This is a genomic window from Candidatus Gillettellia adelgis (genome assembly GCA_020541285.1).
In the GTDB taxonomy this organism is placed as follows: domain Bacteria; phylum Pseudomonadota; class Gammaproteobacteria; order Enterobacterales; family Enterobacteriaceae; genus Gillettellia; species Gillettellia adelgis.
The window spans coordinates 1,369,950-1,388,014 of the sequence record CP047043.1; the positions used below are offsets into that span (position 1 = coordinate 1,369,950).

An 18,065-nucleotide genomic window follows, 5' to 3' on the forward strand; every position below is an offset into this window, starting at 1 on the left:
ATCTTGTAACCTCTATATACTGAAAGTTAGTATGTTTTAGAAAACTTTTTTAACCTTTTGAAGTTACTTATATATCAAGATAATAAGGAGGTCTGCATTCTAAAAAAATAAATCTAGGATATAAATTGCTGATGACTATTAAGCGTAGTAACACTCTAACACCTATATATTATCCTAAAATTTATCTTTCTAAAACTATATAGACAATCATTAAACCAGTAGCTCACTAGTGGAGCACCGCTTTGTATTTTGCAAATACCATTTAATTATCTCATTATTATACTTTCAAGTATAAAAATATGGCATATAGTATATATGTAGCATGCAAAAAAATAAATGTTTGTAGAATTTTACGAAAAATCACACGTAGGATTATAAAATATGCTTTCCTGTTAATTAAGAATATTGAATCTTATGTAAGAAAATTACTATAATATCATTGATATATATATCATAAAATTCTTCTCTAATAAACAACAATTATCCCTCTATAATTAAGATGCAGTCTACGAAAACTATATAATACAAGGAACATAGCACTGTATACTATATGTAACACCTTCTACATTACATATATTTTTTTGTTATTGTTATTAAGGTGAGGCAGTGATTTATAAAACAGAGGAAGTAACTTATAAAATAAATGACTATATAGATGTCAAACCTCCTATGCATAGAATAGGCACAACCTGGTTATATATGCATATAACCTCGTAACATCAAGTAATTACATTCCTTAGGAATGTGTATATTCTATTTTTCAAGAATCACTATGACAAAGTAACACCATGACTTACCTATGGCGGCGTTTTCATATAGAAATCTTTATGTCACCGCTTCAACCACTACGGTTAATGTATTTGATATGGCAGGGGCGGAGAGATTTGAACTCACGACACCCGGTTTTGGAGACCGGTGCTCTACCAACTGAGCTACGCCCCTATATTATATCTAATCTCGTATTTTATGCAGTTAGTAGAAAATCTCTAAAATATTTAGAGATTTAACAAATATTGCTTAGTGAATGTGAGAGTCAACTTATTAAAGTCTATACACACATATTTATATATATTCTATTTACCCATGGTTTTTACTAATTAGTATGTGTAACTTCATGATAATAATTGTACCCTTGATCTTTTAGATAAAATATTAGCACTACAGCCATGTATATTGATGATTCAATGCTTTTTATTTTATAACTTATAACAAGTACATGTACTGCACGATAATAGTGGCATATATTAAATGTTTCATCTTATATAATTAAGTATAGCAACTTTATTAGCTATCTAGCGATGTTTGCAAGTTATCAATTTATTGCTTTTATTTGCTGATCATTCTCTGCATAAATCCTAAAACTGTCTATGTGTTTAGTTCGTAAACTATACTCATCTTTAATGATGATTAATATTTAAGATTATAACAGCAAGATAAAATATAAAATAAAATTTATTGTGAAATTCTTGTCGCAGTATAAATTCTGATGTTCTGTTTTGATATTTAATTTTGGCTCATTAAGCAGAAATATACTTGGCAATATACGATAACTTTCTTTGTATACTCCATACTAAATAAAGGGTAAAATTTAATAAAATCATAGAATTTGTCTTCCATGCAAGATAAATCATGATTTATAATCATAGTTATAATTATTTAATTATTCAAAAATTTGAATCATGTTTTCTAAAACATCAATATTTTATCTTCAATAAGATATATTATTATATAATGTAATTGCTAGAACAATCATTATATAATTCACTCAGTATTTGTGAAAGTTTGGTAGGCCTGAGTGGACTTGAACCACTGACCTCACCCTTATCAGGGGTGCGCTCTAACCAACTGAGCTACAAGCCTATTCAATATCTCTAACGTATTAATAATATGTCTTTATTAAGACACAGCGTTAATGTCTTGTTTCAAAAATTAAATAATAATATTATTTAATTTTTATATGACTATCTTATAGTTTAACTCACTTATAAAATAAGTGGTGCAGAATACTTATTCTATTGCGACTTTTACTCATATTATAATAAATTTATATATGTGAGAGGTATTACATGCTTATATTAGCATGTTATCTATGATTATTACAGTGATCTTGTGCTAATACAAACAAATTTAAAAATTCACTACAGTCTAATGTAGCAAGGCTAACAAGATGTGTATTCTTACAATACTACACGATCAATTTTCTTTATATCTATTAATGCAATATACACTTTTACTGAATTAAAAACACTTAAAATAAGCAGATATTCTTTTTTTGCGCTTTTAATACATACTCCATGAAATTTTAGTATGCTTTAAAATCAATAACTAATAGTGAATTATATTATATTTATTTTATACATGCAGTACTAATAACTTTTAGGCTTTAATCTTCTGTGCGTATAAGAAAACTAGAGCATATTTTCTAAAACACTTAGCTTTAAATTTACAATATACATTGCAATAAACATAGTAAAACTAGATATTTAATTGTCTTAACTACACCTTTCTATATCTAAACTTCTCTAAATGTTAATAGACTCTTATATGTTGTATTAAATTTAATTATATAATTTTCTGCATATATAGTGCATTTTCGCTTATTATAACTGTCATCGTGTTGTTCACTATCTATTGAAGATAACTAACGCATCATATTTAACTAAATACCCGCAAAATCATTATCTTTAAATGATTATTAAATTGTATGAAAAAATAAGAATATTTAAGTTTTCTTATATTTTTATTAGTCTTTGATTTTTATCATAAAATAGCGGTTTATGACATATCCGTAGTTCTCTATATAATTGATTGTTATAACTAGTTTTTATTTTTTTACATAATTACAATATAGTGTGTTTACTTGCTACCGTTCAATAACCTTTAATATTATGCATTAACAGTGATATAGCCGCTGTTAGCGAAAGGTACTATGTCTGATTGCGAGAATAATCTTAATATCAATTAAGATTCATACTTTTGTTCTCTTCTCACTAAAAACATCTTGTTTTTAAGTTGTGAATGTTGATGTCCTATAAAAAATATTGCATAATATTCAGTACTTTCTACTATTCGGTTTTTATAAGGTTACACCGGACCTCTTAGTACCAGTGTCGTTAGTGATCTTTTAGAGTACACACTAATTAACTAAAAACCTGAAGCCTAACTTCAGTTTATATTTCTTATTGATACACCCAATAACATAATGTTTACAAAATAAACAGCTCTTGCTCTTTTAAAGAGCAGATCTTACCGCTTGCTTTTCACAAAGTTTATTAAAACTATGTTAGTTTTGTCTATGATTTACAAATTTTTTAAATGACACAGCGAAAAAAGTATTTTATTTCTATTTGATTAACACTTTAAACTACATTTAAATTATTTATTATATATGAGAATGCATTAGTTTTATTAAATTTCTAGATAATATATCATTATGATCATACTATAAATAAAGTATAAATAAACTATATAAGCACAACTATAATCATGATAATTAAGACTTTGATATTGCCTAAGAGGAAGCACGTAATAATCTACTAAAGCATTTATAAAATTATCTAATAAATTTTTAAAGAGCAATTAATCACTAATAATGAGCGTATGCTTTATAGGGTGATAATCTACTCTTTTTTAGAAAAGTCAAGCTATTATTTGAATTTTTCTTTTTTTTTAAACTTAGTACTATACACAAGCAATGCAAGAAAAGAAATGCATTATAACGTTCTAATTTACATTAAACTTTTGATCTTACTCGATCGTATATGTTAATATTTAACAATTAAGAGAAACTTTATAAGATAATAGTCGTTCAATCTTGTCAAGACGTCACAAAAGATAGTGTTTGCCTATAATTATTTTTAATATAGTGGATAAATAGTGTTCTTGTTTTTTATTGTATTGTTATAGTTTACCATTCATCTTATCACATAAAACAATCTTCTTCATTTATAGCTGTTCTATACTAATTTATTTATTAATATACTTTTCTATACAATAAAAGATAGAGATATCTTTCCCTAGACATTTTCACCCACAAAGTACTATATTATTCATATAATTAAAGTTTAATACGCACACCACACGTCAGTGTTTAACGCTACCATGGATTTTACCATTATAGCTTTTCCAAAAAGACATCTAGTAATATGTCCGCTTTTTGTTGTGTTGCATCAATACCATCAATTAATTAAGTGCGCTTAATGGTTTAGTTAATTGTAGCAGTGTTCAGGTACATTAGCACTCTCTGTCTATTATATGTATATAATAGACCTACCAGTTTTTGTAGGTTATATCAGTGTAATATATTTATATAAATATGTCGAGAACGATATAATAACTATCTAATTCCATACAAGATAAAGTCATAGCAATTATATAATTGAAAAAGTATCCATACGATGCCTTCAGAGTGATATGTCTACATAACATGAGGATTACTATTGTAGGGCATATGTTTTGTAGTATTCTGATTACTTAGACACCTACTAATATAGCAGCATATAGGCAGCGAAAGCACATGATCTATGTCAATTAATTATATCACAATAATCTTGTATTGATAGCATCGCATCAGTCTCTTTATATAATGGCATTTTCCATGTCTCTGTTTATAATTAGGATGACTATCTTCCTTTGATCTTCTAGCAGTGACATGGTCATGGTCATGGTCATGGTCATGGTCATGGTCATGGTCATGGTCATGGTCATGGTCATGGTCATGGTCATGAGTGATAGAGGTTATTCATGAATATGAAGCATATCAATAACTATAGCTATATACCTACGATTTTTAAGCAATAAAACAATACATTAATTAAAAACTCCATATAATACTAACACTATCTGATAGTATCAGCTGTAAAAGTTGAATATTAATCTTATAAAACCTATAAGAATAGATCACCTAGGTTAAAAACCGTATCTCTGTAGTCCACTCACAATATTACTAATATATATTCGTGCTGTCATGAATTAAGAATATTAATGATCATGGATATTTTCATGTTATCAGAAGTTATACTGAAGAACATTCAAGGTATGCTTATCAATAAGCTTTTCTACATAGAGATCACACAATCATTAAGGTATGAATAGTGTTTGTAAAGTTGAATGCTGTTTCTAAAACAACACAGAATCGTTCTAAAAAACTCTATCTTTTCAGCCTATCATACTTATACTGTTACAAACCCACAATTAGAGACGTCACATAAAATTTATTATTAATTTATAATATTTTCGACATACATAAATTTAACCACGCAAAAATGTGTATTGATATGCTTCATATATCAATAGATTATGCATACCTATTTTGAAGTCGTAGTTTAAAGCTCCCCTCAGGAAACTTGTAGATCTTCATAGAATTATTGTTAAAAGATATACAAGTAAAAATTTTAACACCTAACATGACTACATATCACTACAAGTTTGTTCTAGTTCCTCAATGATCGCAAAATTAATAATACACTATTATATTTTTAGTAGACGTATTACTCAATACTGTCTAATGCTCACAATAAATCGCACTAGATCTGTTAATGACTATTTCGATCTAGTGTTTATAATTGTGAGTATTCAATAAATATACTGAAATTTTATATTAGTCCAACCATAGAAGAATTGATATCAAAGTATCAAATACTCTTATTAATATAGACTCCGAAAAAGTTAACTTATCGTTTTAAAGTGTTTAATAGTCTTTGAGTAATAATTTTTCTGTATATCTATTAAACTATGTAATATATTTACAACTGTTTAAAACATCATGCACAACATTATTGACAGCAGCTAATTATTAGTTACTGTTACGCATTAACATTATGCTATAAACTTTTACCAGATAAGCGGTATCTTGTTTAGAACACCGTATAAATCAACAGACTTAGTTAATCTATTCGTTAGATATTATCTCGAAAGGGAATCGCAAGGTTAGTAAAAAAATAAAAACTAAAGAATGCTATTTAGATTATATTATGCGGACTGATAAAGCCATGTTCACAAAACCTCTCATTTATTATATAACTAAAAACTCCATTTAGTATCAGGTTCTAATAAATATCTCACGCTTAATATTCTACCACCTTGAAACGCAAGTGATTTCACTTAGATTGAGATTAACAACTACTACTATAGTTAGGTGACATATAGAAATTAATAAATCTTTGTCTACCTTCAATGTTATTCTCTTGAGACCATTGACAGGTATCAAGAGCGTTGCTAAATTTTATAATAAAAACCACATATTTATCTTACAGGCTCACTAAAATACGGAACTGAACAACACGGTATCTTCTAGTCTCACGTGGGTATAGAATAATATTTCTATATAATTAAAGTTTTTTCCACATCTAACTAAAATCTTATCTACGTGTAATTTTACCTATATTCTAATAAATTTTATTAAAATTTTAGCTCTATTCACCTCTTGTCTTCATTCAAGTTTCATTGATGTTTAAGTAAATTAAATCGAGTCACCTTTATTAATTTTAGTTATAACATCTGCGTTCATACTAAGAAAACGCTATTAGTAATAGTGTTCTAATAGTGTTTAGACCTAAATATTGTATTAGTACATATAATATTATAGTATTCTAATTTTACTGATGAAACACTAAAACACTTGCATTTTTATAACTATTTTTACTTTTCTAAGCACCTTTATATACTTGAAGCAAGTACACTAAATACAAAACATTAATCTATTTCTATTAACTATGTTTGTATATTCATCTGCACGTAAAGAGAGGTTCACCAGCTTCTTATTGAAATTACACTAAAATTTAAGACTTCGAATATATACAAGATTTGCCGGATGAGTAATAACCAGTATTAGTCACTATATCTAGTGACATTCTTGTAGTAATAGTCATATCATATTATCCATGGCTTATGTAATCTTCTTTTCTGACTATGCTCTGCTATATCACAGAATCGTCAGTGAATGGGTTTTAGTTCTTATCTCGTCATACACTAACTCAAACGATAAATTAGTGCACTTATAAAACTTTACCCCATAAAGGCATTAGTTGCCTTTATTTATATGATAATTTTACGGCGTAACAACTTAATGCATTATATAGCGACTTTATATTCTGGTGCAGAACGATCAATGCTATTACTGCTTCATATATTCTCATGACAGCGTATCAAGTATATATCGAGCAAACTCTACGATAAAAAAACAAATAGTGATAATCTGTTGCAATATAACCACGATTCTTTAGTTTACTAATTACTAAAGTCCCGAGTTTAAATAGATCACCTTAAATACTTCACCTAGTTGCAATGTTGAAAACTCTTGTAGATTAACCTTATAAAATAATACATGACTCATTTTTATATACTGAATTAACCAAAAACACACGGACAGCACGATAGATTTATTTTTATTCCTATTGATTAGCATTTAAAAGAACGTCAAAAGTGTAAGTGTATCTCTCTAATTACTCAGAGATTTCATTTTTTTATGGGCAATATTCTTCAGTATTATAAAAAATCACATCACCTAGTGCTGACGTATAAATATCAAACCTCTCTCGCAGAGACTATAACAAATCTTGTAACATACAAATTATTTGTCTAACACTTTGCTGTAGCAGTGTTAACATAACAGAGTGTTTTAAGTTTTGATATCTAAGGATTTTTTTTTATATTTATTTCCCATTGAAAATTCAAGTACATCACGGTCAATGACAATAGACATTAGATACTAAGCATAATCGCATTTAGGATATGAAACTTATTCGGTATCTTAATTAAGATATTCTTTTAACTATATTCGTGATCATTTATGTAATTTATTACAACTGCACCGTAATACTGCCGGCTATAAAGCACTTTGTTTATAAAACAACGTTCAATGTCATATATTCAGTATATATAAATCACTTTAAAAAATAACTTAAACAGCTAACTTACATTGTTTTTTATCAATGTATGATAACATCATACATTAAGTATCGTGAAATGTCTAATGAAACATTCTAGATAATAAACCAGTAATAATTGTACTTCATCAAAAGCAGAAGCATGCTGTACCTAAAATGTGACTGTTAAGTATCTCCTTACTCATTAGCTCCGAGTGAGATATATCAATGTTCCCAATCACGTTGTATATAATGATCTTCTAGATCTTAGTTTTAACTCAAAATTTATTAAATGCTATACTAATGTGTTTGTCACTTTTACCATGTAATAGATCTGAGTAATTCTTTAACATACTGATATCTGCGCTGTTGTGTTTATTTAATTTAGTTATATCTTGATTTTATAATCATGCGACTTAATGAATATCTTTTACCTTAAATCACAAAATATTAAACTAATGGTGGAGCTAAGCGGGATCGAACCGCTGACCTCCTGCGTGCAAAGCAGGCGCTCTCCCAGCTGAGCTATAGCCCCATTAACTTTATAGTCACCTAAGATCACTACTTTATAAGTAGTAAACACTTTTTAGGTATAAACGTATAAAAGACTAATCTATTTAGAAGTACATAGAACTCTTATAACATAATCACACAACATTATACATCACGAAGTACTTTTCAGTACTGCACTCTTGCTATTATCGAATTTACGCTCTATTTTCACTAACACCTATCAGGTATATTTACTGATTAGTATGTTCCAGAGAACAGATAAAATACATAATTTAAATTCAAATCCTTGAATTGTCGCGTAAGTTCTTATTTTACAATATATGATATCGTAGCAAGTAATTCCTTACAAGTAAAGTAATCTTTTTAAACTTATGCCACGGTATTATCGCATAGATTTATGCGGTATTTATTAAACAATAAATACTTATATACAGTAAACTATAGCCACTAACAATTCCTACTATCCACCCGAAAATTACAAATTTTTTGCTGGATTAGGATAAGCATCCTAATATTTACTAATTTTGTATAATTACTGTGTTTAGATACTTACTTAAAAGTATACGTAACCCCATTTACTCATACGGTAGTCATAAATAAACGTTATTTTTGTCTTTCTCAAATTTATTATTGATAATTTTCAATGAAAAACGTTGCATTTGTTGTAAAACCTAACTAAGATTTTCATAATATGACTTACTTTGGATATGACTTACTTCTAGCAACACGGTTCTTGTTTAACACACCCTTAAGATTTTGTCTTTTTAACTATTTCGTAATACTGCAAGTTATGCAAGTTTTTCATTTCATCATTTTATTTATCGCTTGTGCAAGTATTCATTAATTGATGTTTTGACTCTGTAACTGTATTTTTAGATAGTTGATTTAATACGCTAGCCATGCAAACCATGCTTCATACAATAATCTTTCAGGTATATATGGTTTTTTATAAACTGAACAACTATAATATATATTATACTATACCCAATAATTTTATGGTGAAGTATTAAACTTGATTATAAAACTACTTGATTCGCTAAGATTTCTTACGAACTTTATATCTCTCACTGAGAAAAGTAAAAAACTTGCTATTATAACATATGATATTAATCATACTAAATGATTTATTCAGTGATCGCTACGTACCTTCTCCGAGGTACGGAGTAAAATTATTTAAAAAAACATTAACGAAACACCTTCACTAGCACCTATGAAGGTATGATGCGTTAAGTCAAGCGCTTAATGAGAGCTCCCATTAGTAACGTTCACTATTATGTTGAATAATAAAATACTCACTAGGTTCTATACGCATTGTAGATTTATATGTAATCGGACCACTATGTAACTATCTACTATACATCTATAAGTCTATAAGCTAAAATATTTTATATTACAGGTAGATAAATAGATTAAAACTTTCATCTAACTTAAAGATGTGTTAGATGTGAAGAGATAAAATAAAAACCTCTTGAGATTCGAATATTGTCTTTAAAAGACTAGTGTACTACAAACCATATGTTCCTCAATGATTTTCATAATTAAAAAATTTAGCAATCGATAGGCTTATTGCATCACGATACTGAAGCGTTAATGTGTATTACACACGATGCTATGCAGTGCCCTACACAAGTAATACCATTGAATGTATTTAGAATACTTTAGAAACCGTAGTTTTACATACTATTCATCTCTAAAGTGAGATAAAATTATTTTTATATAATGTGAGTATTAATTATAAATAAGTAGTTATTGATGAGGCTAACTACTAAAAACATAAATGGTCACTCCTGTTTAGTTTAAAATCATACAAAGAAGAGATAGTAAGTATATTAAATGCACTATTATTTTAACTATTAGTACATTTTCCACAAATTAATGACATTAATCTGACTGCGCAAAGCTGCTTGTGATACCACAAGTATCCGTAAAAATATTTAGCAATAATATTGAACTTGCCATACGTACTTAATAATAAGACTGATATCAGCGTGACCACGTTCAACGATAACTACCAGAAACGATTTAAACTATTCGAGAATATTAGATAGCACTTCTAGTGCGCAGCGCTATGATAATAATCATGTCACGCATCACACAAAATAGTATGCTTAGTTAAATTCCAGGAAGTGACTAGAGCGTTAGAACATGAATTCTTATATAACTTGTGGTTTTAGCATAAAATAATATCATACAAACAACAGCTAATAAACTAAAAATAAAACCTTTACCGAGATCTTTAGTCTTATAATGTTTACGATATTACTCACTTGTAATGTTAATTATGTACTCCTGATATCAAGGGGCTGGAGATATGTCTCATGATTACATTCAAGGATTGAAAAAAATTTATCGGTTTATACTACTTATTCGAATCGGTACATACATTAATCCTATAACAAGCTTCTTGCTTATATATGATGATACTCGAGAAATCCTTGAGGTATCTTAAACACTGATATTTAGGAATTCACTCAAAGAGTATTACGCAACAAATAATTCTGTAAGCACTGATATCGTATCTATCAGAGATGCTTCTCGTATAGAATTACTGTCCAGATAGATTACTTAATCTATGTTACAAAATGCTAAAATCCTAGTTATAGTTTTTAAACTTTTATTGGTGTTTGTGTTTGTCTTCTATAGACTAGATATGTTTTTTTATGTATCAACCAAGTATGCATATCTTTAATTCACCTAAAATCTAAATATGAGAATCCGCATAGGCTGACTCATCGCAGCTGTCCTCGAGTATTCGGTTATAACTTTCTATGTTTTACTAATAAATTACGACATTAAGTGATCAGACAATACTGCGTAGCGTTTTTTAAAAACAGCAACATAATTATTTATACACTCTAAAAGCACTCTGTATCTTGAAGTAACGTGAGTGCAGACTTATCTGTCCCACTATTTAGTGGAAATACTCTAATATTAAAATATTTTTGAGCACTCCTTGTGATACAGCACTAATTTTGTGTTATAAAAAACTTTAACTGTCTTTTCTAAAATATCTTGTAAAAACTTGTTAACAACAATGATTCTATTGATCTCTAAGTTATATGTAATATAATTAATTGTAAAATATAAATAAAACAATAAACAAGACGGCAATTTATTTAAAAACTCCAAAACTAGTGTTTGCTCTAAGCTCTATGAGTAAAATTTAGCTGTACTCATACGTGGATACTAGTATCTATCTGGATCAGATTAATCAAACTCAGTCACTGACAATATGCAATATTACGCATCTATATTACTTTATCACTTTTTCTGTAATATATTACCAAGTCTTAGTAGACAAGTATCTTGCAAAATACATAATAACTTCTACACGATACAGAGAACAATTTTCCAGTTAATCAAGCATATAAATAATAATAATATACTACTTTCCTGAATAATGTTTGTGCTCGGCTAATTGGTATGTTAGTACGCTATAAAGTCAATAATTATCACATGTATCTGAATGTTACTGTAACTCTTATCCTCACAAATAAATTACAGTTGTAACAGAAACGATTTAAACTATACGCAGTATGAACTAGTATTAATTCACATACTTATTGGTAGATCGCAAAATTCCGGATGAATAAAGTCAGCACTTTAATAACGATTGTAATTGAAAATAGTTTGCTTTTAGATGTAGAAGAATCTAAGGCAATAGCCTAACGGACTCATGCTAACAAGTTAGTTTCTTTATCACATGATATTTGACCTACACACCTAACAATGTTATCATAGGTTAACGGAAGCAGTCATGATAAAACATCCTATACCAAGAAAAAATGTTGAACTACCAGTTATTATTTCTATAAATTATGACAGACTTTGCTTTGCAAAATAACAATATTATGACCGAAAGAGTTCCACGGAGGTTAAATCCCTGCACATTACCATTATTCGGTGAGCGACTTATTGAAGCCTCTGCAGGAACCGGAAAAACCTTTATGATTGGCGTGATTTACCTCCGGCTATTGCTAGGTCTTGGAAAAGATACGGCGTTCCTTCGTCCACTGACCGTCGCAGAAATTCTAGTCGTAACTTTTACTGAAGCTACAACTGAAGAATTACGTAAACGTATTCGCAATAATATTTATGAGTTTCGCCTCGCTTGTATGCGTGGAAAAAGTCAAGAACCAGTATTTTCTATATTGTTACATGAAATTAATAACCTCTCTGTTGCTGTTTCGCACCTACTCTTAGCTGAGCAACAAATGGACATAGCTGCGATTTATACCATTCACGGATTCTGTCAGAAAGTATTACTTCGAAATGCTTTTGAATTCGGCATATTATTTGAACAAACGCTCGTACAAGATGAGTTTCCGCTACGTCAGCAAGCCTGTACTGACTTCTGGCGTCGATATTGCTACCAATTACCATTAAATATTGCCCGCATAATTATCCGAGAATGGAGCGGTCCAGCAGCGCTCTTAGCCGATATTGCCGACTACTTGCATAGTACAGCGCCAGTGCTATACAAACCACCTAAAGATACAGAAACAGTGATGTTGCGCCATAAGAGAATTGTGTCACAAATTAATGCTATTAAGACAAGTTGGCAGAAATTTACAGATACTTTACAGACATTGATTAATCAATCCGGAATTGATAAACGTAGCTATAGTAACAAACACCTATCAAATTGGTTAAAAAAAATAGATAACTGGGCGATGCAAGAAACATTAGACTATACTTTACCCAAAGAACTGAATAATTTTCGGCAATCAATATTATTAAAAAAAACTCAGCAAGGTGAAATACCTCGTCATGCATTATTTACTGCCATTGATGAATTATTTTCTACACCCCTAACGCTACGCGACTTAGTCATAGCACACGCACTAAGTGAAGTACGCTATTCAATTCAGCAAAAGAAACGCCAACGTGCTGAGTGTGGTTTTGATGATCTCCTTAACCAAATGGATATTGCATTGCAAAGCACGGCGGGAAAAAAATTAGCACAAGCGATTCGTCAAGACTATCCAGTGGCAATTATCGACGAATTTCAAGATACGGACCCACTACAATACCGTATCTTTCAAAAGCTTTATGTTGGCCAACCACACTGTGGTTTGTTATTGATTGGCGACCCTAAGCAGGCAATTTATGCCTTCCGCGGTGCTGATATTTTTACCTATATGCGCGCTCGCTCTGAATTAAACGCGCATTATACCCTAGACACTAATTGGCGCTCGTCTCCTGCGATGATCGCCAGCGTTAATACTTTGTTTGGCCAATTAAAACAACCCTTTATATTTAGCCAAATCCCATTTACTAAAGTCAGTGCAACAAAAAAAAATCAAGCGATGATATTTGAACTACAGAATACATCACAACCAGCAATACAGTTTTGGTTACAACCTGGTGCAGGTGTAAGTGTTAATGATTATCAAAACTTGACTGCAAAGGTATGTGCATCACAGATCTGTAAGTGGCTGAACGCCGGACAAGAGGGTCAGGCGTGGTTGCATAGCAGCAAGAAATGTCGAAAGCCAGTACAAGCATCAAATATTACAGTATTAGTTCGAAACCGTAACGAAGCGGCCATTGTGCGTAATGCGCTTAGTGCAGTCTCTATTCCCTCTGTTTATCTTTCTAATCACACCAGTATATTTGATACATCAGAAGCCAAGGATCTTCTGTGGCTGTTACGAGCTGTTCTAGCACCAAAAGAAGCACATACGTTGCGTAGCGCTATGGCAACCAGACTAATAGGGTTGGACACCCTCACATTAGCTAATATAAATGAAAACAAAATCGCATGGGATGGGATTGTGAGACAATTTGATACATACCGTACATTCTGGGAGAAATTCGGTATATTACCGATGCTGCATGAAGTAATAAAAGAGCACCATATACCCGAAAAAATGCTGTCTGATCCGGATGGCAATCAGCGTCTAACTAACGTATTGCATTTGGGTGAGCTATTACAAGAAGCTTCTGCGCAATTTGATAGCGCGCCAGTGCTAGTGCGCTGGATGACCAAGCAAATCACACAACCTAATCTCGCGTCTGATAATCATCAACTAAGACTCAATAGTGATCAGCATTGCATAAAAGTCATTACTATCCATAAATCAAAAGGATTAGAGTTTGATCTCATATGGTTACCATTTATCAGTAACTTTCGAAAAAAACCACAAGCACTGTATCACGATCGTTACACTTTCCAGGCTCTATTGGATTTGAACATCAACAAAGAACATCTGGTTTTATCAGAAGAAGAACGTTTAGCGGAAGATATGCGCTTACTATATGTAGCGTTAACCCGTTCAGTTTATCATAGCAGCATTGGCATTGCACCATTAATCCATGGTACTCGTAAGAAGCGAGGAGTGACTGACTTACATCATAGTGCACTAGGGTATCTAGTGCAACGCGGAAAAGCTGGCGATGCAGTGTATTTACATAAACGTTTACAAACATTAGCTACTGGCAATATCATGCTTTCACAAATCGCAATGATCAACCAACATACATGGCAGCCCCAAAAAACCAACTCACAAAAGCTAGCAGCAAGATATTTTACTCGACCGATCGAGGATTGTTGGCGAGTTACCAGTTATACTGACCTACAGCGGTGTAGCAAAGATATTTCACGCGACCTTCCACTAGAATTTAATTTAGACTCTATGCACGAGCAAACAGAAAAAGAAAAGCATGCACTTACACAGCACACATTTCCCATCGGCAGAACACCTGGCACGTTTCTTCACAATATACTCGAGACACTTGATTTCACGAAGCCACTCAACGAACATTGGTTATTAAAGAAATTAAAAAAAGAAGGTTTTTCAGAGCAGTGGACATCTGTTTTGCACACATGGATACAAACGTTATTAACTAGTTCTTTAAACAGAAACAGCATGACGTTATCGGTATTAAAACCACGACACAAACAAACTGAATTTCAGTTTTATCTTCCAATTAATACATTCTTACATGCGCACACACTGGATGCATTAATAAAAAAATATGACCCACTTTCTGCACGTTGTCCAGCGCTGGATTTTCAAAAAGTGACAGGTATGCTAAAAGGCTTTATTGATCTTGTATTCTTATGGAAGGGTCAATATTATTTATTAGACTACAAATCCAACTGGCTGGGCGAGGATAGTCGTGCGTATACACTATCAGCAATGGAGAACGCAATAATGGAACATCGATATGATTTACAATATCAGCTTTATACTCTCGCGTTGCATCGCTATCTTCGTCATCGACTAACAATCTACGACTATCAACAGCATTTTGGTGGAATAATTTACTTATTTCTTCGCGGCATAGATACACTACACCCAGGTAATGGTATCTTCACTTATTGCCCATCACAAAAATTGGTAGAAGGCATGGATTTTTTGTTCAGTGTTGACGCTTCTGTCAGGAAAAATAAATAATGCTATCACTGCTGGAGCAGGCAGCATCGCTAGGATTATTGAGACCACTCGATATACAGTTTGCTCGTACTGTATCTACGGAAGATGCACCTGCTATACTCCTTGCTGCGGCCCTCTTAAGCGCAGAAGTAGGAGCAGGTCATATTTGCTTAACCCTCGATCACCTACAAGCAGATAAAATTTTTGCAGGTCGTCAGCCAGAATTGGCAGAAAACCTTTGTTTAGCGGCTGGTCAGCTAGATCAGAGTCAATGGCAAAAACAGCTAATGAACTGCACCTCAGTCAGCGATGGTAGTAATGCCACACCATTAGTATTACAAAATCAATGTCTTTATTTACAGCGTATGTGGCAGAGTGAAGGCGAGGTAGCTCGATTTATACGAAACAACTGCGAACCACGTATAATTAACGAATATCAGTTACGTATTGTGCTAGATCGGCTGTTTGAAACACCTATCAACCACGAACCGAACTGGCAGAAAATTGCTGTTGCAGTAGCTATAACTCGGCGCATGTCAGTCATTTCTGGTGGACCGGGTACTGGTAAAACTACTACTATTGCTAAATTATTAGCAACACTCATATATCTTAATCAAAACGGATGCTTGCGCATTAAATTAGCGGCTCCAACTGGAAAAGCAGCAGCGAGATTAAGTGAGGCAATTAATAGCACCAAACACCAACTAGTGTTCACACCGAATCAGCATTCATTATTTCCAACTAAAGCGGAAACATTACATAGGCTTTTAGGGTTACAACCAAATAGACAATATTTGCGCTATAATCGAGAAAATCCTTTGCATCTAGATGTGCTGGTGATCGATGAAGCATCAATGATCGATTTGTCGATGATGACACATTTAATGTCTGCTTTACCAGAACAAGTACAGGTCATTTTTCTAGGTGACCACCATCAATTAGCATCAGTAGAAGGAGGGGCAGTATTTGGAGATATTTGTCGTTTTTTCTCAGAAGGATACAGTGAAGCACGAGCCGCAGAACTCACTCGTTTAACAGGCTGCGTATTATGTGGACAGTTAGCTACAAAAGCAACGATAATAAGGGATAGCTTGTGTTTGCTGCATAAAAGTTATCGATTCAACACTCAATCAGGTATTGGTCAATTAGCACACTCTGTTAATACTGGTGATATTACGCGAGCAAGAGCGGTAATAAATGGTAATTTTAGTGATGTTACAAGGTATTCTCTAAGAACTACTAAAGAATATCAAGCACTATTAGCAATGTGTTCAGAAGGATACCAAAAGTATTTACAACAAGTGCATGCCGGCGCTGATACTGTTACAGTCTTAACAACATTCAGTAGCTTTCAAGTACTGTGCGCCTTGCGAGCAGGGCCATTCGGTGTTGTTGGTTTAAACCAACAAATCGAAACTACATTAAGACGTACTGGATTAATACGTTGCTCATTAGGATGTTGGTATCTAGGACGGCCTGTGATGATTGAACGTAATAATAATACCTTGGGACTATATAACGGCGATCTTGGGATTGCTTTACTAGACGAATATGGTAAGTTGAATATATCCTTCCTACTACCAGACGGTAGCATTAAATTAGTAAACCCGCACTGCTTGCCTGTGCACATCACTGCTTACGCAATGACATTACATAAATCCCAAGGTTCGGAATTTGATCATACAGTATTAGTATTGCCTAATTATTTTTTGCCACTTCTAACGCGTGAGTTAGTCTATACCGCTGTTACTCGAGCGCGTAATCAATTTTCGTTGTGGGCCACTGATCAAACGCTAATGCAAGCAATTTGTACGCCAACCCAGCGTCACAGTGGTTTGTCTAAACGATTAATACAATAAGTAATCGAAATGGCCAATCTTTATTGGCTATTTAACAGAAAATTTTAATGAATTATCAATAACTTTATGCTAACAATTCTTAAGGATATTGCATGTGATCATTCTATCCTATTACAGAATTATAATCACTAAACTGGTCGCTAGATAGAGGGATACTTACCATGCTTATTAGTAAGCTGTGATAAAAAAGGAAATCGTGATTACTCATCATATTTTACGCATTTTAAATGATGGTTTTCATCTGATTTTTGAAAATGCTTCCTGTCGTATAACTTATTAAGCTTGTTACTATTAATAGATATTTAAAAGCAAGATGAAATATGTGAAGCACTTTCAATAACAATCTAAACGCAAAAAGACTAAAAATTTATTCACTACCTGATAATTTATCAGCTATATGGCTACTATAAAGCTTGTTCATCACTGATGAGTCTAGTTATACGCTC

Annotated in this window: 2 protein-coding genes and 3 tRNA genes; 2 read left to right on the forward strand and 3 right to left on the reverse strand. The window is 31.9% G+C overall.

The window, feature by feature from the left end; all coding sequences use genetic code 11:
- Positions 1–866 precede the first annotated feature (866 nt).
- From GIY03_RS03295 to GIY03_RS03305, 3 genes are all read right to left on the reverse strand, one after another.
- Positions 867–942, reverse strand: a tRNA-Trp gene (locus tag GIY03_RS03295).
- A gap of 841 nt (positions 943–1,783) precedes the next feature.
- Positions 1,784–1,860 (reverse strand) — tRNA-Ile (locus tag GIY03_RS03300).
- Positions 1,861–8,324: 6,464 nt separating this feature from the next.
- A tRNA-Ala gene (locus GIY03_RS03305) sits at positions 8,325–8,400 on the reverse strand.
- Between the two features lie 3,829 nt (positions 8,401–12,229).
- Between GIY03_RS03305 and recB the strand changes: the two genes are divergently transcribed.
- Both recB and recD read left to right on the forward strand, forming a co-directional pair.
- Entirely contained in the window at positions 12,230–15,781 is a 3,552-nt protein-coding gene (recB, locus tag GIY03_RS03310; protein ID WP_457913689.1) for an exodeoxyribonuclease V subunit beta, read from the forward strand.
- Positions 15,781–17,619: an exodeoxyribonuclease V subunit alpha gene (gene recD, locus GIY03_RS03315; RefSeq protein WP_457913690.1), complete on the forward strand. Its 1,839-nt coding sequence runs from the start codon at positions 15,781–15,783 to the stop codon at positions 17,617–17,619. Before recB ends, recD begins: the two co-directional genes overlap by 1 nt.
- Positions 17,620–18,065: the final 446 nt, after the last annotated feature.

What these genes read in the sequence shown, in the direction of transcription:
- recD (WP_457913690.1), top strand. Translation starts at nt 15,781, where the DNA reads ATGCTATCACTGCTGGAGCAGGCAGCATCGCTAGGATTATTGAGACCA.
- recB (WP_457913689.1), top strand. Translation starts at nt 12,230, where the DNA reads ATGACCGAAAGAGTTCCACGGAGGTTAAATCCCTGCACATTACCATTA.